The sequence below is a fragment of the Rahnella sp. CFA14(1/10) genome, from assembly GCF_004195095.1.
In the GTDB taxonomy this organism is placed as follows: Bacteria; Pseudomonadota; Gammaproteobacteria; order Enterobacterales; family Enterobacteriaceae; genus Rahnella; species Rahnella perminowiae.
This window is the reverse complement of sequence record NZ_SEWS01000001.1, coordinates 246239-262824: the sequence shown is the minus strand read 5'-3', so window position 1 is coordinate 262824 and position 16586 is coordinate 246239. Positions and strand designations below refer to the sequence as shown.

At 49.1% G+C, this 16586-nt stretch carries 15 protein-coding genes and 2 tRNA genes; 5 read left to right on the top strand and 12 right to left on the bottom strand.

What is annotated here, in order from left to right; translation table 11 throughout:
- The first annotated feature begins 95 nt into the window (after positions 1-95).
- A complete protein-coding gene (locus EVX52_RS01255) occupies positions 96-1109 on the top strand; it encodes a L,D-transpeptidase family protein (RefSeq protein ID WP_129951705.1) in 1014 nt (337 codons plus the stop codon).
- A gap of 206 nt (positions 1110-1315) precedes the next feature.
- Here EVX52_RS01255 and EVX52_RS01250 read toward each other — a convergent pair whose 3' ends face one another.
- The 5 genes from EVX52_RS01250 to EVX52_RS01230 all read right to left on the bottom strand — a co-directional run bounded on the left by EVX52_RS01250 (position 1316) and on the right by EVX52_RS01230 (position 5583).
- Positions 1316-1552, bottom strand: coding sequence for a major outer membrane lipoprotein (locus tag EVX52_RS01250; protein WP_013576093.1), 237 nt, complete (start codon positions 1550-1552; stop codon positions 1316-1318).
- A 293-nt stretch (positions 1553-1845) separates the two neighbouring features.
- Entirely contained in the window at positions 1846-3258 is a 1413-nt protein-coding gene (gene pykF, locus EVX52_RS01245; protein ID WP_129951704.1) for a pyruvate kinase PykF, read from the bottom strand.
- A 549-nt stretch (positions 3259-3807) separates the two neighbouring features.
- Positions 3808-3884, bottom strand: a tRNA-Val gene (locus EVX52_RS01240).
- Positions 3885-3913: 29 nt separating this feature from the next.
- Positions 3914-3990, bottom strand: a tRNA-Val gene (locus EVX52_RS01235).
- A gap of 219 nt (positions 3991-4209) precedes the next feature.
- The gene (locus tag EVX52_RS01230; RefSeq protein WP_129951703.1) at positions 4210-5583 is read right to left on the bottom strand and encodes an MATE family efflux transporter; all 1374 of its coding nucleotides are present in this window, start codon (positions 5581-5583) and stop codon (positions 4210-4212) included.
- A 254-nt stretch (positions 5584-5837) separates the two neighbouring features.
- Here EVX52_RS01230 and EVX52_RS01225 point away from each other — a divergent pair, with 254 nt between their 5' ends.
- Positions 5838-6491, top strand: coding sequence for a riboflavin synthase subunit alpha (locus tag EVX52_RS01225; protein ID WP_129951702.1), 654 nt, complete (start codon positions 5838-5840; stop codon positions 6489-6491).
- Positions 6492-6581: 90 nt separating this feature from the next.
- Here the strand turns inward: EVX52_RS01225 and cfa are convergent, their stop codons facing one another.
- Together cfa and punC are read right to left on the bottom strand one after the other, a co-directional pair.
- A complete protein-coding gene (gene cfa, locus EVX52_RS01220; RefSeq protein WP_129951701.1) occupies positions 6582-7733 on the bottom strand; it encodes a cyclopropane fatty acyl phospholipid synthase in 1152 nt (383 codons plus the stop codon).
- A gap of 354 nt (positions 7734-8087) precedes the next feature.
- Positions 8088-9305: a purine nucleoside transporter PunC gene (punC, locus tag EVX52_RS01215; RefSeq protein ID WP_129990432.1), complete on the bottom strand. Its 1218-nt coding sequence runs from the start codon at positions 9303-9305 to the stop codon at positions 8088-8090.
- A 136-nt stretch (positions 9306-9441) separates the two neighbouring features.
- Between punC and punR the strand changes: the two genes are divergently transcribed.
- Complete coding sequence (gene punR, locus EVX52_RS01210) at positions 9442-10347, top strand: DNA-binding transcriptional activator PunR (RefSeq protein ID WP_129951699.1); 906 nt, start codon at positions 9442-9444, stop codon at positions 10345-10347.
- A gap of 35 nt (positions 10348-10382) precedes the next feature.
- Here the strand turns inward: punR and purR are convergent, their stop codons facing one another.
- Positions 10383-11408, bottom strand: a complete 1026-nt coding sequence (gene purR / locus EVX52_RS01205) for an HTH-type transcriptional repressor PurR (protein WP_129951698.1) — start codon at positions 11406-11408, stop codon at positions 10383-10385.
- Between the two features lie 304 nt (positions 11409-11712).
- Between purR and EVX52_RS25730 the strand changes: the two genes are divergently transcribed.
- Positions 11713-11832, top strand: coding sequence for a YnhF family membrane protein (locus tag EVX52_RS25730; protein ID WP_129951697.1), 120 nt, complete (start codon positions 11713-11715; stop codon positions 11830-11832).
- Positions 11833-11997: 165 nt separating this feature from the next.
- Here the strand turns inward: EVX52_RS25730 and EVX52_RS01195 are convergent, their stop codons facing one another.
- Positions 11998-12894: a C40 family peptidase gene (locus EVX52_RS01195; RefSeq protein ID WP_129990431.1), complete on the bottom strand. Its 897-nt coding sequence runs from the start codon at positions 12892-12894 to the stop codon at positions 11998-12000.
- 462 nt (positions 12895-13356) lie between these two features.
- Between EVX52_RS01195 and EVX52_RS01190 the strand changes: the two genes are divergently transcribed.
- On the top strand, positions 13357-13698 hold the full coding sequence (locus EVX52_RS01190) for a Grx4 family monothiol glutaredoxin (protein ID WP_015697793.1): 342 nt from the start codon (positions 13357-13359) through the stop codon (positions 13696-13698).
- A 92-nt stretch (positions 13699-13790) separates the two neighbouring features.
- Here EVX52_RS01190 and rnt read toward each other — a convergent pair whose 3' ends face one another.
- The 3 genes from rnt to EVX52_RS01175 all read right to left on the bottom strand — a co-directional run bounded on the left by rnt (position 13791) and on the right by EVX52_RS01175 (position 16260).
- Positions 13791-14504 (bottom strand): ribonuclease T, encoded by a 714-nt coding sequence (gene rnt, locus EVX52_RS01185; RefSeq protein WP_129951695.1) that lies wholly within the window; start codon positions 14502-14504, stop codon positions 13791-13793.
- Between the two features lie 92 nt (positions 14505-14596).
- A complete protein-coding gene (gene gloA / locus EVX52_RS01180) occupies positions 14597-15004 on the bottom strand; it encodes a lactoylglutathione lyase (protein WP_015697791.1) in 408 nt (135 codons plus the stop codon).
- A gap of 164 nt (positions 15005-15168) precedes the next feature.
- A complete protein-coding gene (locus tag EVX52_RS01175) occupies positions 15169-16260 on the bottom strand; it encodes an alkene reductase (protein WP_129990430.1) in 1092 nt (363 codons plus the stop codon).
- Between the last annotated feature and the right edge of the window lie 326 nt (positions 16261-16586).

The window sequence follows — 16586 nt, the reverse complement described above, 5'->3', positions numbered from 1 at the left end:
TTTGATTGCCATGAAATTCTGCGCTGCTACTATTACCTGACAAGATCATTGCCTTGCCTCAGATTCGCTGAGTGCAGGCCGAAAAAGGACTGAGTATGAGACGCGCATTACCCCTTCTGGCAATGTTAGTTGGCACACTGGTAGCAACGCATTCCATGACCGCAAGTGCGGCAGAATATCCACTGCCGCCGGATAATAGCCGCCTGATTGGTGAAAATACGACATATGTGGTGCCCAACGACGGTAAACCGCTGGAAGATGTGGCGGCCAAATACCAAATTGGGCTGATCGCGATGCTGGAAGCGAATCCGGGAACAGACCCTTATTTGCCCAAAGCGGGCACCGTGCTGACTATCCCATCGCAAATGCTGTTACCGGATACCAAACGTGAAGGGATTGTCGTCAACCTGGCGGAGCTGCGCCTTTACTACTATCCGAAGGGCGAGAATAAAGTCATTGTTTATCCGATCGGTATCGGCCAGTTAGGGCGTAACACACCGGAGATGGTGACCTCTGTCAGCCAGAAGATCCCGAATCCTACCTGGACGCCCACCGCCAATATTCGTAAAGCCTATCTGAAAGAGGGGATTACATTACCGGGGATGGTGCCGGCCGGGCCGGATAATCCGATGGGCTTGTTTGCAATGCGTCTGTCGGCAGGCTCAGGACAGTATCTGATCCACGGGACCAATGCGAATTTCGGCATTGGTATGCGCGTGAGTTCCGGTTGTATCCGTCTGCGTCCAGACGATATCGAAGCGCTGTTTAACTCGGTGCCAAAAGGGACGCGTGTACAAATTGTGAATCAGCCTATCAAGTTTGATGTCGAACCGGATGGTAAACGTTATATCGAGGTACATCAGCCGTTGTCTCACACAGAGAAAGATGATCCGCAAACCAAACCGATCCCACTGACCGCTGCAATGAAGAAATTCATTAAACACGATGACACCAACGCTGCGATGGTAAAAGAAGCGATTACACGGCGTTCTGGTATGCCGGTTGTGGTCAGTGTCGGCGCTAAAGCAGGAAACACACCACCTGCTGTCAACCCGCCACAAATGGCGAATTCGGGCGAACCGGCGGTTAATACAGCCAGCACCCAGTAAACGTTCGCAGAACCACAGCAGAAACGATTTAAACTCCAGGGGCCTGTAGGGTCCCTTTTTTGTGTCTGACATTCACCTGAGCGATAGAGCGCGTTTTAAAGGGGAGGTTTGATGATGATTTAAAGTCGTCAGGGGAGGAGAAAAGCACAAATAGCAGATAAAAAAAATGGCGCACTGAGTGCGCCATTGAACTAGAGAAGTAAATATTACTTCTTGTAAGCGTGAGCTTGGTTGTCCAGACGTTGGTTAGCGCGAGCTGCATCGTCTTTAGCTGCTTGAACGTCAGAACGGATTGCGTTCACGTCGTTGCTCAGTTGGTCAACTTTAGAGTTCAGAGTAGAAACGTCTGAAGACAGTTGGTCGATTTTAGCATTGCTTGAACAACCAGCCAGCATAGTTGAAGCCAGGATTACAGCGCCCAGTACCAGTTTAGTGCGATTCATTATAAAACCCTCTAGATTAAGTTAATCTCCATGTAGCGTTACAAGTATTACACAAACTATTTTCTAATGAGAATAATTTTTTGCCGGTTAACGCTATATTTTGATCGTTCGCTCAAAGAAACATCTTTTTTTACGAAAAAGTTAAAAATTGCAGCGAAAACAGCCGTATTCCATGGGACTTATCCCAATTTTGCTGCTACTGCATTTAGCACTTTTTATGAAAGAAGATACTTTTTGAATAAATAAACGCCACATTTCGTGGCGTTTATTAATGCTCGTGGTCACGTTTTTAATTAAACAACATGCACCGATGAAGTATTGGTTGTGCCGCTCTGAACCAGGGCGCCAGAAACCATCACTACGATATCACCTTTCTGTGCCAGACCGCTTTCGATAGCCGCTTCTTTACCGATACGGTAGAAGTCGTCAGTGGAAGCAATCTCTTTGACCAGCTGAGTCACAACGCCTTTGGTCAGGATAAGCTGACGTGCAGTGATTTCGTTAGTGGTCAGGGCAAGGATAGTCGCATGCGGGAAGTATTTACGCACGGCTTTTGCTGATTTACCGCCGCTGGTGGCAACGACGATCAATGGCGCGTCCAGTTTCTCAGCAGTTTCAACAGCACCACGGCATACAGCTTCTGTGATACGCAGCTTACGGTTGTCATTCTGGCCATCAATGCGACTCTGCATCACGCGGTCAGTACGGTCACAGATGGTTGCCATGATAGTGACAGCTTCCAGCGGGTATTTACCTTTCGCACTTTCGCCAGACAGCATCACTGCATCGGTGCCGTCAATGATGGCGTTCGCTACGTCGCCAGCTTCTGCACGGGTAGGGCGTGGGTTTTTGATCATGGAATCGAGCATTTGCGTTGCGGTGATAACCACTTTGCGTGCACGGTTACATTTCTCAATCATCATCTTCTGCGCGAAGATCACTTCTTCAACCGGGATTTCAACGCCCAGGTCACCACGTGCAACCATGATGCCGTCTGAGGCTTCGAGAATTTCGTCGAAGTTGTTCAGACCTTCCTGGTTTTCGATTTTGGAGATGATCTGGATGTGTTCGCCACCGTGTGCTTTCAGGTGCTCACGAATCTCCAGAACGTCAGAACGTTTACGGATGAAAGAAGCCGCGACAAAGTCAACGCCTTGCTCACAGCCGAAGATCAGATCACGTTTATCTTTTTCAGCCAGCGCTGGCAGTGCGATAGAAACACCTGGCAGGTTGACACCTTTGTTCTCACCCAGATCGCCGTTGTTCAGTACCTTACAGGTCACTTCGGTTTCGGTGACATTTGTCACTTCCATACCAATCAGGCCGTCATCGACCAGAATGGTGTTACCGATTTTCAGGTCAGCAGCAAAGCCCTGATAAGTAACCGCTACGCGTTCGGTGTTACCGATAACGCTTTGATCGGTGGTGAAAGTATAAGTCTGACCCGCAACCAGGGAAGCATCTTTGCCGCCTTCCAGTTTCATGGTGCGGATTTCCGGACCTTTAGTGTCCAGCAAAATGGCCGCTTTGTGACCGGTCTTCACCATCACGTTGCGGATATTTTGAATGCGCTGGCCGTGCTCTTCATAATCACCGTGAGAGAAGTTCAGACGCATTACGTTCATGCCTGCATCAAGCAGTTTGGTCAGCATTTCTTCGGATTCGGTTTTCGGACCGATGGTACAAACAATTTTGGTCTTTTTCATGACGATTTTATCTACAAGTTGTGATGGATTGGAAAAGCGTTTGCCTGACAGCGGTGCTGCCCGCGCGGAATTGAGGTCTTGCCTGGTTGAATCAAATCATTACTAAGCGTAGAAGACTGTGAAAGGAATGGTGTAGTAAGTTCAGCCAAAGCATAGCGATTTGTGCGATTTATCATCGCTACCGGAGTGATCACGCTTTTGTAATTGCGATATCGACAGATCAAGGGGCTGAAACCATTCAATCGAAGAGACGATGCGTATTATAGAGGGGAACCGGGTGGGAAACCAAATAAAAAACGTGATGCGGCGCAAGCTTAGGGCAGATTTCGGAACGTTGTTTTGAAATTATCCAATGCGGGCAGGGTGGAAAGCGGAAGAGATAACGGTTTGTTCACGCTATTGCAAAAAAAGGAACAGACAGGAAATAATCTTAAATAATACAAACGGATGACTTAACATAAATTCACGCACGAATCTAAAGTGTTGTCAGAAGTGATTTCAGATTGTTCAGGGAGTTTACGGCAGAAGGGAAGGTTCAGAAGATTGCTTTGGTGCGTCCGAGTGGACTCGAACCACCGACCCCCACCATGTCAAGGTGGTGCTCTAACCAACTGAGCTACGGACGCACAATATGCAACGGTCTTGCTAAGAAAGATGGTGCGTCCGAGTGGACTCGAACCACCGACCCCCACCATGTCAAGGTGGTGCTCTAACCAACTGAGCTACGGACGCATCGTTTTTCTTTTTCGTCAGCCAGTGTTGGCGACGGGGACGAATATTAACGACCTCTCTGAGTACTGGCAAGGGAAAAAAGACATTTTCCTGTCATAATGTGTGTGACTGCCGACCTTATGTGCATTGCGTTGTTTTTTTAGACATAACAGCCAGCACAAAGGCTGAAAAATCCGTGCGCCGGTACACCTATGCACAGCGCACGGAAAAGCCACGGGATTAACGGCCCGCTTTTTGCAAAATAGTATAAGAGGGTTGTTTTTGTAACCAGCGCATCCGCAATGTCATCATCAGCGCGGCAAAAGTCAGCCCCAAAATAAACCCGCACCAGAAACCGCTTGGCCCCATTCGTGGAACCAGAATATCCGTCAGTCCGAGAGTGTACCCTACCGGCAGACCCAGCACCCAGTAAGCGACGAACGTAATGTAGAAGATCGAACGTGTATCTTTATAGCCCCGCAAAATGCCACTGCCGATAACCTGAATCGCATCTGAAATCTGAAACAACGCAGCAAAGATCAGCAGATGGGAAGCCAGCGTGACGACTTCCGGGCTGTCATTATAAAGTGAGGCGATATGCTCGCGAAAAATGATGGCCGTCACGCTTGTGCAGCAGGCCATCATTATCCCCGTTCCGATACTGGTATAGGCTGCAACCTTTGCGCCTTCAACCGAAGATTCACCTAAACGGGACCCTACGCGAATAGTGGCTGCAACACCTAAAGACAGCGGTATAACGAACATAAGCGAGCCGACGTTCAGCGCAATCTGGTGACTGGCCACGGCAACAATCCCCAACGGGGAGACCAGCAGGGCAACGATCGCAAACAGTGTCACTTCGAAAAATAATGCCAGTGCGATAGGCATACCCAGCTGGATAAGGCGACGTAGTGTCGGCCAGTCGGGTTTCGCAAACCGTGAATGTGGCTGAGTGTCACGCAGTGCACGATTGCGGCGGACATAAATCCGCATCATGAAGAACATGACCCAATACACTGTGCCCGTCGCGACACCACAACCGACACCCCCGAGTGCGGGGGCGCCGAACTTCCCATATATAAAAATGTAATTAACGGGAATATTGACCAGCAGGCCGATAAAGCCGAATACCATGCCTGGTTTGGTTTTTGACAAACCTTCACACTGGTCACGCAGCACCTGGAAAAATAAATAGCCCGGCGCGCCCCACATAATGGCATGCAGGTAGCCGACGGCTTTTGCTTTCAGCTCAGGATCAATGTTATGCATCAGGCTAAGAATATGGTCGCACTGATACAGCACCGCGATGATCAGCACCGAAACACCCGAAGCCAGCCAGAACCCTTGCTGAACCTGATGACCAATTTTATCGCGACGCCCGGCACCATTTAAATGCGCGACAGTGGGGGTCAGTGACAACAGTAAACCGTGTCCGAATAAAATCGCCGGCAACCAGATTGAGGTGCCGACAGCCACGGCAGCCATGTCCGTGGCACTGACCGAACCCGCCATTATTGTGTCCACTACGCCCATGGATGTCTGCGCAATTTGCGCAAGGATGACCGGGATGGCAAGCGCTAACAGAACCCGCGCTTCTGCAAGGTACTTCTGCACAGATACACCTTTTTATTTGATTATATTGAATAAAAAATGCCATGACAGATGGCATGGAACAGAGGGAAATAGTCCGAAGATTGTACATTGTCGGTATTTTTAAGCAAACAAAGCTGTTAATGGTCAGTTAAATAATGAAATTGAAGCAGACGGTGCTATTTCTTATCGCAGAGAATTGGCTTTCAATTAATTCTGCGGCAAACTGACCGGAGTGACGTTTTAATACAGCAGTTTTAAACATTGAGGAAAAGGCTATGTTTACCGGAATTGTACAGGGAACCGGCACGGTCGTATCGATCGACGAGAAACCTAACTTCCGTACCCATGTGGTTCGTTTACCTGAAAATATGCTGGATAACCTGCAGCTTGGCGCATCGGTGGCACACAATGGTTGCTGCCTGACCGTCACTGAGGTTAACGGTGATCTGGTCAGTTTTGATCTGATGAAAGAAACCTTGCGTCTGACGAATCTCGGTGAACTGAAAGAGGGTGATCCGGTTAATCTGGAACGTGCAGCGCGATTTAATGATGAAATTGGCGGGCATTTAATGTCTGGTCATATTATTTGCACGGCAGAAGTGGCAAAAATCCTGACCTCAGAAAATAACCGTCAGATCTGGTTTCGCATGCCGCATGAAGATTTGATGAAATATGTATTACATAAAGGTTATATCGGTATTGACGGTATTAGTCTCACTATCGGTGAAGTGACCCGCACCCGTTTTTGTGTGCATTTAATTCCGGAAACATTGCAGCGCACGACGTTGGGCACAAAACGTCTGGGTGACAAAATTAATATCGAAATCGACCCGCAAACCCAGGCGATTGTCGATACGGTAGAACGTGTATTAGCCAGCCGTGAAGCGGCTATCGCCACGGCGCAGGCGATGATCGATAAAGCGCAATAGCATCTCAGGCTTTTTATTCGAATAAAAAATGGCGTGCATAAAAAACCGGACGATAAATGTCCGGTTTTTTTATTGGCAAACCGAAGATCATCAGCGTGGTACGCGGATGCCCCCATCAACGCCTTCCGGGCTGAAGACAACCTGCCACAACTGAATATCCCTGGCGCGGAAAGCCCCGGCGCAGGCATTCAGGTAGTAGGTAAACATACGGTGGAAACGTTCACCGTATTTTTCCGCCAGTTCCGGCCAGTGTTTCTGAAAGCGTTCATTCCATGCCATCAGTGTGCGATCATAATCAGCGCCAATATTGTGCCAGTCTTCCATCACAAACAGTGACTCGCTGTTATGTGCAATTTGCTGAACAGAGGGCAGACAGCCGTTGGGAAAGATGTATTTATCAATCCACGGGTCGACATTAAGGTCTGTTTTGTTAGAACCAATGGTGTGCAGCAGGAAAATACCGTCAGGTTTAATATTGCGTTTGGCGACATTAAAATAGGTCTGATAATTTTTCGGACCCACATGTTCAAACATCCCGACAGAAACAATACGGTCAAACTGATCATTCAGGTCACGGTAATCCTGCAGCAGGATAGTGACATCCAGCCCTTCACAGCGTTTTTGAGCCAGTTTTTGTTGTTCAGCAGAAATCGTGACACCTACAACGCTTACGCCATAATTTTTGGCGGCGTACTCAGATAACCCACCCCAACCGCAACCGATATCCAGCAGGCGCTGTCCCGGTTTTAATTGCAGCTTGTCGCAGATCATTTTGAGTTTTGCTTCCTGCGCTTCTTCAAGCGTAGTGGCTTCTTTCCAGTAGCCGCAGGAATATTGCATGTAGGGGTCGAGCATCAGCGTAAATAAATCGTTGCCAAGATCATAATGCTCTTTGCCGACAATCCACGCCCGTTTGCGCGATTGCAAATTAGTCAGGCGTGCTGCGGCGACACGTAAAGTATCTTTGAAATGGTGGGGCAGTTTATTTTCCAAACCGGCACGGATAACACGCTGGAAAAAGATATCCAGACGGTCGCATTCCCACCAACCGTCCATGTAACTTTCACCGAGGCCCAGAGAACCTTCCTGTAAAACACGCTTAAAGAAGTCAGTGTTTTTTACTTTAAGGTCGAAAGGACGATTACCGTTTACCTGAATATCTGCCATCGCCAGCATCTCACTGGCGATCCGATACCATTGATTGTCCTGAATGCTTTGGTCTTCTATACACGATGAACTCATAGCTTCTCCATCACTTTCTCTTCTGACTTATTAACCTGCCGGGAAAAGCAAAGGCTATTTTTGCAGGTCTTTATGAGAACAGACGACTAGCGTCTCGCCCGATATTCGACACCAACAGAGGAAATTAAGAAGAACGCCTGCGCGCCGGAAGACGGGCAGGAAAATCATCCGTGAAAAGTATTCAAAAAATAAGTGTGACACCGTCCGCGCGTCTGGCTTAAGTATGTAATAAAAGTTTTGTAAAAATGCTATTTTATTTGGTTTTGTTGAGTATAGGCTCGCTGGCAGGCATTCTCAATAGTAAATCGTAATCAATGAAAATGCCCGCTAAGTGACTGTTACATTAGGGTATTATCACTGTTGATTTGCGTGCAGAGTCTGAGTTTCCTGCTCCGGTGGCTGCTCATCGTCTCGTACATTTTTATGCTGTAAAGAGAGCCAGCGGCCCAAAACTACCAACAATAGTGTAGACAGCATGATCGTGACTGTCGCCATGAGCGGGTGCACAATAAATGCGGAAACCAGCATGCTGGCAAGGAAGCAAAGCCCAAGCTGCAAGGTATTCTGCAACGCTGCCGCCTTACCTGTATTAGCAGGAAATGGCATTAATGCATTTGCGACAACAATTGGATAGGTTGCACCATTCACTAAAGCCATCAGACAGAAAGGGATCAGCAAACTTGTCAGCCCGGCATCTGTGAACATAGCCACACAGAACAAGGCCACCATACTGATGCCGTAACCAGTCAGTAACCATGGCAGAATTTTATTGCCGTCCAGCCTGTTGATCAGAACACGGCAACCAAAACCACCGAGCAGGAAAGCGATAGTCTGCGGAACATAGCTCAGCCCGATGGCACCGGGTGAATAGCCCATATCGCTCAGGATAAACGGTGAGCCCGTCAGCCACGCAAAGAAACCCGCTGAACAGGCGGCATAAATCATGACATTCCCGCTGTAAACAGGCGATTTCAATAAAGTCGTAAAGCCGGTTTTATCTGCCTTTGCGTCTTTTGCCGGTTTGTTTTCATGCAGAGTCAGCGTCGTCAGCACTAAAGCGATGGCAACGACGGTCAGCAGGGCAAAAATAGCTTCCCAGTCAAAATGATTGAGCACCCAGGCACCCAGCAACGGTGCAAGAGCCGGAGAAAGCGCCACTAACGGCATAATGCTGGCAAAAGTTTTTTTTGCCACATCGGCAGAAAAACGGTCAACAACGATAGCCTGCCAGGTGACTGCGGCAGCACACACGCCTATGGCCTGTAAGAAACGCAGGGCCAGAAGAGCGCGTACATTCTCAACCCAGATAACACCCAGACAGCCGAACGCAAAAAGTATCAGACCAAGAAGCAATACCGGTTTACGGCCGATTCTGTCCGACAGTGGCCCCCACAGCAACTGACCAACAGCAAATCCACCGAGAAAAATGCTCAGACTTGCGCTGATCATCCCGGGGCTGGTCATCAGACTGGTTTGCATGGCACTGAATGCAGGCAGATACATATCGGTGGCTAAAAAGCCCAGCATGCTCAGACCCGCAAGATAGAGCATAAATCCAAAGGAGGGTTTCATTATTGTCTCGTTAATTTATTTATTGCAGATGATGTGACGCAGATTTCATACCGGGGGCGGAGTTTAACGCTTTGATAACAGGCTTGTGAAACGTTAATATTTGCACTCTGCTATCAAAAAAATTGAAGGCTGGATTATGTGGTCAGAATACGCTCTCGAAGTGGTTGATGCTGTCGCAAGAACCGGCAGTTTTAGTGCAGCTGCGCAGGACTTACACCGTGTGCCTTCTGCCATCAGTTACACCGTCCGCCAGCTTGAACAATGGCTGGCCGTGCCGTTGTTTGAACGTCGACATCGTGACGTAGTGCTGACGCCAGCGGGAAAGGTTTTTGTCGATGAAGCACGGGTTATGACAAAAAAAATGATAGCCACCCGCCGGCAGTGTCAACAGGTGGCGAACGGCTGGCGCGGCGAATTACGTGTGGCGGTCGACCGGATTGTCAAACCCGCACGGACACGGCGTCTGGTGCTCGATTTTTATCGCCATTTTGCGGATACCGAACTCATTATTCACTCGGAAGTGTTTAACGGTGTCTGGGATGCGTTGGTCGACGGGCGTGCAGACGTGGCGATCGGCGCTACGCGCGCGATACCGGTTGGCGGGCGCTTCAGTTTTCGTGATATGGGATTTATGGACTGGCATTGTGTCGTCAGCCCGCAACATCCGCTGGCGCAGCTATCCGGTGCGCTGAACGATGATCAACTGCGACCTTATCCGGCATTGTGCCTGGAAGATACTTCCCGGACATTGCCTAAGCGTGATACCTGGACGCTCGATAACCAGCGGCGTCTGGTCGTGCCGGACTGGACCTGTGCGCTGGAATGCCTGACTGAGGGTTTATGCGTGGGTATGATGCCGGTTCACCGGGTCATGCCGTGGATTGAACAGGGAAAATTACAGGTGCTGGCACTGGAGAATATATTCCCTGACAGCCCGTGCTGCCTGACGTGGGATCAAAGCAATCCTTCACCTTCACTGAGCTGGCTGTTGGAATACATGGGCGATACAGACACCATGAATCAGGAATGGCTGCGCGATTAGAACAAACGCCTGCACAGGCAGGCGTTTGTTATTTGTTAACGACGGTAATCGCGGTACGGGCCGTCGGCGACTGAACGGCGCTCGACCAGTTTCGGATGCACTTCGATGGTCTGGGACTCTTCACGCTTACTGACAATTCTGTCCAGTAACATCGTAAAGGCCATTTCACCCAGACGTTCTTTCGGCTGATGCACGGTTGTCAGCGCCGGGGAGAAGTAACGGGCGTTACGCACATTGTCGTACCCGATCACGGAAATATCCTGAGGAACGCGAAGGCCGAGTTCGTCTGCGGCACAAATTGCACCCATTGCCATCACATCGCCGCCGCAAAATACGGCAGTCGGACGATGCTTCTGCATCAGAATCTTATGCATTGCCTGGTAGCCAGACTCTGGTTCGAAATCACCCTGAACTACCCATTCGTCACGAAGAGGAATATTGGCTTCAGTCAGTGCTTTCACAAAACCCTGGAAGCGGCCGCCGCCGGTATTACGCGCCAGTTGCCCGGGGATCACGCCAATATCACGATGACCGCGTTCAATCAGATAACGACCGGCCATGTAACCACCTTCGAAAGCGTTATCGATAATGCTGTCGGTAAAGTTCTTGCGTGCTTCACCCCAGTCCATGACCACCATGGGAATCGAGCGGTACTCTTCGAGCATATTGAGCAATTCATCAGGGTATTCCGCGCACATCACCAGCAAGCCGTCGACGCGTTTTTGCGCCAGCATTTGCAGGTAGGCCTGTTGTTTCTCCAGGTTATTATGCGAGTTACACAAAATCAGCGTATAGCCTTTGGAGAAGCAGCTGTTTTCCACGGCTTCAATCACTTCGGCAAAATAGGGCGCTTCGCTTGAGGTGGCCAGCAGGCCGATGGTTTTAGTGTTATTGACCTTCAGACTGCGGGCTACAGCACTCGGAGAGTAATGTAACTCTTTGATTGCAAGGAGAACCGCTTCTTTGGTTTCTTCGGCGACGAAACGTGTTTTATTGATGACGTGCGACACGGTTGTAGTGGAAACGCCAGCGCGCTTTGCGACATCTTTAATCGTTGCCATGTAAACAATGACTCCTGAACTCACGTGCTTCAGCACGTTAGCATTATGTTAATCGTTTGCCTGCGAGGATTTAACTGCTGGCTTCTCAAAGGGCAGTGAAATCATTGGGTGGATTCTTCAGAATGAGGCGCGAAATGCTCTCGGGTGAAATCGACCGGCACACAGACGTGTTAACCGACAATTTTCTCTTATAATGCAGGAAAGTGGAAGCAAAATTCTCAGGAACGCATTGTCATTCAACACAAGATTTTAAAGGTTAATTATGAGAAAATGCGTTGGCACACAATGAGTGTGGTATTAAGAAATGCCACAATTTGATCCGAAAGGGGGTTTGATGGACAGCAACCTGAAATTATCGTTGATCACCACGGTATGCGCTTTGCTTATGATTATCGCTTTCAGCTTCACTGCAATAATGAACTGATTCAATAAGTGATCCGCCATAAAAAAGGGCGACGCCTGTCACAGGCGTCGCCCTTTTCAATGTTACGCAGTGACCGTTACCGCCGATGTTCTTCCCTGCAGAAACGCTTCGTTAAATGCTATTCAATGGCTGATTAGCGAACCTTCAGACTTAACGAATTGTTTATTATCGGATCGTTTTAGGGGTCATTACCCGACGTGCGCCTACATAGTGGTCTTGCCAGTAATCATCGCCAAGAGAAGTAATTTTAATGTCTTCGCCCGTTCTTGGAGACTGAATAAACTTGCCGTTGCCAACGTAAACCCCAACATGGTCTGCCGCGCCGCGGTTATTGATTCTGAAGAACACCAGATCACCGCTTTCAAGTTCGCCGCGTTTGACCGGAGCGGCATCGCGCAGGTGATACATTTCATTCGCTGTACGTGGCATTTTTATACGGATCAAATCTTTGTAAGCATAATAAACTAAGCCGCTGCAATCAAAACCGGTATTCGGCGAGGTTCCGCCCCAGCGATACGGTTTTCCTACCTGGTGCATCAGTTTGGTCATGGCCGTTTGCTGAGCATGCTGATAGCGTTTTTTATGTGTTGCACTTAGCGTAATCGGTTTGCTGTCTTCTTCGAATTTCTTACCTTTACGGTGCCGGCCATAGGCTTCTTTTTTACCGGCCTTTTCCGTGCTGTTTTTCGCGAGGGCACGGGTTTTGCTATGTCTCTCTGTTTTGCTCTCGGCCCGCGTGGTCTTGAGTGTCTTTTCTTTTTTACTTTCGGCCCGCGTTTTGGCGCTTCTCTCCGTCGTGGTCTTTCGTTTAACCAGTTCGGTGCTTTTCACTTTCTTCTTCGAATTCTTATCCTGAGTTTTTTGTTCTGTGACGGGCGCGGTTTTCGTTTTTTTACTGTTTTTCGCAGCAACCGTTTTTCGCTTTCGTCGTTCTTCCGGCGCAGCCTGATTAACATGACTTTTACGCTGATCGGCAGAGACACGAGTCTGTGGCGACGCATGTGCCATATTTAAAAACAGCTGGGTAAAGAGCAGCACAAAAAGCGTGAACAGTAAGCGCATAGCTTCGTTACCATGAGTGGTAGGTTAAACATCAGGGATGTCAGAGTATTGCCTAAAAGAACCCGACAAAAAAGCACGAATTGCCTCGATTCTAGATCATATTGTGAGAAAAAGTTAATAGCTTTTTTTATGTCGAAATAACCGCCATTTTTAGTCAAAAAAATGACCGTTTTTCATGATGTTAATATTTGAGTTAATCAGTGGAATTCTGCAAATTTGATCGGATTGATGAACGCCGGAAATGTTATTCCCGATGAATGTTTAAATATGTGAGCCTGAGCGCACCCGCTAAAAATGGTTAAATAAATTGTCAGCACTGAGAAAGACCCCACAAAAAATGGCGTTTTTATCTGATGGCTGCCGTCGTTACAATAGAAGGTATTGTGATTGTACACCGTCTCTTTGTGCTGCGCGTGAAGAGCAATGATCGTGACAGCCTGTACCGGCTTGAGGAAGCAAGAAATGACTACTCCAACTATTGAAAAGATTCAGAAGCAAGTTTCTGAAAACCCGATTCTGCTGTACATGAAAGGTTCGCCAAAACTGCCAAGCTGCGGTTTCTCTGCTCAGGCTGTTCAGGCGCTTTCTGCCTGTGGCGAACGTTTTGCTTACGTGGATATCCTGCAGAACCCGGACATCCGTGCTGAGATGCCAAAGTTTGCTAACTGGCCAACGTTCCCACAATTGTGGGTGGACGGCGAACTGGTTGGCGGCTGCGACATCGTGGTTGAGATGTTCCAGCGCGGCGAGCTGCAGCAGTTGATCAAAGAAACTGCTGAGAAATACAAATCTTCTGAAGAGTAATACTACGGAAGATCACCGGCTTTTCGACCGGAAAATATGAAGAGCGACATGATGTCGCTCTTTTTTGTTTTCAGTCCGCCGGAAAGTCGTCATTACTGATTTTCTTCAGACGCCGTTTCGTCTTCGGCTTGTTCGTCTGAAAGCACCAGAGGCCAGCCGCCAAGGCGTTTCCATCGGTTTACCAGTTCGCAGAACAACTCGGCCGTGCGCTCGGTATCATACAACGCAGAATGTGCCTGGCTGCTGTCAAAATCGATACCCGCACTGATACAGGCTTTTGCCAGCACCGTTTGCCCGAGTACCAGCCCGCTTAGCGCGGCAGTATCAAACGTAGCAAAAGGGTGGAACGGATTACGTTTCAGCCCGGCACGTTCGGCCGCTGCCATGAGGAAACTGTGATCAAAATTCGCGTTGTGCGCCACAATGATCGCACGGTTACAGTTCTGCTCTTTCATTCCTTTGCGGATGACTTTGAAAATCTCATGCAGAGCTTCATATTCACTGACTGCGCCGCGTAACGGATTGGTCGGATCGATACCGTTAAATGCCAGCGCTTCCGGCACCAGTATCGCACCTTCAAAAGGCTCGACGTGGAAATGCACGGTCTCATCGCTTTGCAGCCAGCCGTCCTGATCCATCTTCAGCGTGATCGCTGCAATTTCCAGCAGCGCATCGGTTCTGGCATTAAATCCGGCGGTTTCTACATCGATAACCACGGGATAAAAACCACGAAAACGGCCTCTCAGGGCGTTAATGTCACTATTCTCGGCCATTAGTTTCTTATCTTCATCGAATTCAGCGCGCATTATGACAAATTTTGCCGCCGCTTGCAGGGTTGTGGCAAAAATTAGGCAATAAAAAAGGGCGCGATTGCGCCCCAGTCGGTGGTCGGGGAAATTTAATTACCCAGCCCCTGTCCTGCGTGTCTGGATTCGATCAGTTCGATTTTGTAACCGTCCGGATCTTCAACAAACGCGATAATAGTGGAGCCGCCTTTGACCGGGCCCGCTTCACGGGTCACTTTCCCACCCGCATTACGGATGTCATCACATGTTTGCGCAACGTTATCAACGCCCAATGCGATATGACCGTAAGCGGTGCCGATGTCGTAGCTGTCGACGCCCCAGTTATAGGTCAGTTCGATCACTGCACCTTCACTTTCTTCGGTGTAACCGACGAAAGCCAGAGAATATTTATATTCAGTGTTTTCGCTGGTACGCAGCAAACGCATACCTAAAACATCGGTATAGAAGCTGATAGCACGTTGCAGATCGCCAACGCGAAGCATGGTGTGGAGTAAACGCATAGGTTCCTCTTTATTTGCAGGATGAGAATTAACGGGTCAAGACTAACTGATAGCAGCCACTTTGTCTGTAAAAGGGCAACCGATTGTTGAATGACTGACCCCAAAAAAAACAGCAGAAGGAGGGCCACTTCTGCTGCAAGGAGTCAATGACTCTTTTTTAATTATTACAGTGTCGGATAATCGGTGTAACCCTGAGCACCGCCGCCATAAAAGGTTTCCGGTTTGGGTTCGTTAAGCGGCGCGTGAGATTTCAGTCGCTCAACCAGATCAGGGTTTGCAATATAGCTGCGGCCAAATGCCACGGCATCGATATAACCTTTTTCGATCAGCTCTTCGCCTTTCTCTGCGGTGTAAGCACCAGCACCGACAATCACGCCCTGATAATGCGCACGGATCACTGCACGGAATTCTGTGCTGTAAGGTTTGCCGCCCGCCCAGTCCGGTTCGGAAATATGCAGGTACGCCAGTTTGCGTTTGTTCAGTTCATCGAGCAGATAAATCGCAGCCTGTTCCTGGTCTTCGCCATTATCCAGCCCGTTGAAGGGTCCCATAGGTGAAATGCGTATGCCCACACGATCAGCGCCGATAGCGTCAATGGCAGCATCCACGACTTCCAGCGTCAGACGGGTACGGTTTTCAATGCTGCCGCCGTATTCATCTTCACGCAGGTTTGATGCCGGAGACATGAACTGGTGCAGCAGATAGCCGTGCGCGGCATGCAGTTCGATGTAATCGAAACCGGCTTCAGCGGAGCAGGCGGCGGCATGACGAAAATCGTTCACGATCCCCGGAATTTCGGTGAGCGCTAAGGCACGCGGTGTCGGACAATCGACACGGATGGCGTGCCCCTGTTCATCACGCAAGCTGGTGCGGGTGTTCGGATTGACGGCGGAAGGCGCAACGGGTGTCTGGTTGTCGGGCTGAACGCTGTTATGTGAAATGCGTCCGGTATGCCACAGCTGAACCGCAATGCGTCCGTCTTTATGATGAACGCCGTCCACGATTTTTTTCCATGCAGCAACTTGTTCCGGCGTGTGCAGGCCCGGTGCACCGGCATACCCTTTCGCCTGGAATGAAACCTGAGTGGCTTCAGTAATGATCAGGCCAGAACTGTGGCGCTGTGCATAATATTCGCCCATGAGCGGTGTCGGGATGTCACCGGGTTCGATGCTGCGCAGACGGGTAAGCGGAGCCATAAAAACACGGTTAGGTAGCGTGTTTTTACCGACAACAATAGGGGTGAAAAGCTTGGTCATTTAAGTAACTCCGAAGTTAATGGGCTGATCGGTAAGACGTTCAGGGATTATATTCACGTCAGACGACCTTTTCTTAATGCCACCTTTCTATCGCATCTGACCTGCCTGTGACTACGCGCACGGTGCTTTTTCGCGAAACACAGTCTGATTTCAGCTTTGCATCCATACTTAACGGACAGAAAAAATTGAAAAAGAGCCGGCGGGTGCCGGCTGAGGTGAGGGCAAACATCTGTTTTCTTGGTGAAGGCTTGCGAAACAGTAGGGCCATTTTCCGACAGGTGAAAATGGCGAAAGGAAGGGTAACAGGTCTGTGTTGCAGATATTTG

Coding starts and splice junctions, on each gene's coding strand:
- EVX52_RS01190 (WP_015697793.1), top strand. CDS start 13,357: ATGACTACTCCAACTATTGAAAAGATTCAGAAGCAAGTTTCTGAAAAC.
- cfa (WP_129951701.1), bottom strand. CDS start 7,733: ATGAGTTCATCGTGTATAGAAGACCAAAGCATTCAGGACAATCAATGG.
- EVX52_RS01225 (WP_129951702.1), top strand. CDS start 5,838: ATGTTTACCGGAATTGTACAGGGAACCGGCACGGTCGTATCGATCGAC.
- EVX52_RS01255 (WP_129951705.1), top strand. CDS start 96: ATGAGACGCGCATTACCCCTTCTGGCAATGTTAGTTGGCACACTGGTA.
- EVX52_RS01195 (WP_129990431.1), bottom strand. CDS start 12,894: ATGCGCTTACTGTTCACGCTTTTTGTGCTGCTCTTTACCCAGCTGTTT.
- punC (WP_129990432.1), bottom strand. CDS start 9,305: ATGAAACCCTCCTTTGGATTTATGCTCTATCTTGCGGGTCTGAGCATG.
- EVX52_RS25730 (WP_129951697.1), top strand. CDS start 11,713: ATGCCACAATTTGATCCGAAAGGGGGTTTGATGGACAGCAACCTGAAA.
- EVX52_RS01250 (WP_013576093.1), bottom strand. CDS start 1,552: ATGAATCGCACTAAACTGGTACTGGGCGCTGTAATCCTGGCTTCAACT.
- gloA (WP_015697791.1), bottom strand. CDS start 15,004: ATGCGTTTACTCCACACCATGCTTCGCGTTGGCGATCTGCAACGTGCT.
- purR (WP_129951698.1), bottom strand. CDS start 11,408: ATGGCAACGATTAAAGATGTCGCAAAGCGCGCTGGCGTTTCCACTACA.
- rnt (WP_129951695.1), bottom strand. CDS start 14,504: ATGCGCGCTGAATTCGATGAAGATAAGAAACTAATGGCCGAGAATAGT.
- EVX52_RS01175 (WP_129990430.1), bottom strand. CDS start 16,260: ATGACCAAGCTTTTCACCCCTATTGTTGTCGGTAAAAACACGCTACCT.
- punR (WP_129951699.1), top strand. CDS start 9,442: ATGTGGTCAGAATACGCTCTCGAAGTGGTTGATGCTGTCGCAAGAACC.
- pykF (WP_129951704.1), bottom strand. CDS start 3,258: ATGAAAAAGACCAAAATTGTTTGTACCATCGGTCCGAAAACCGAATCC.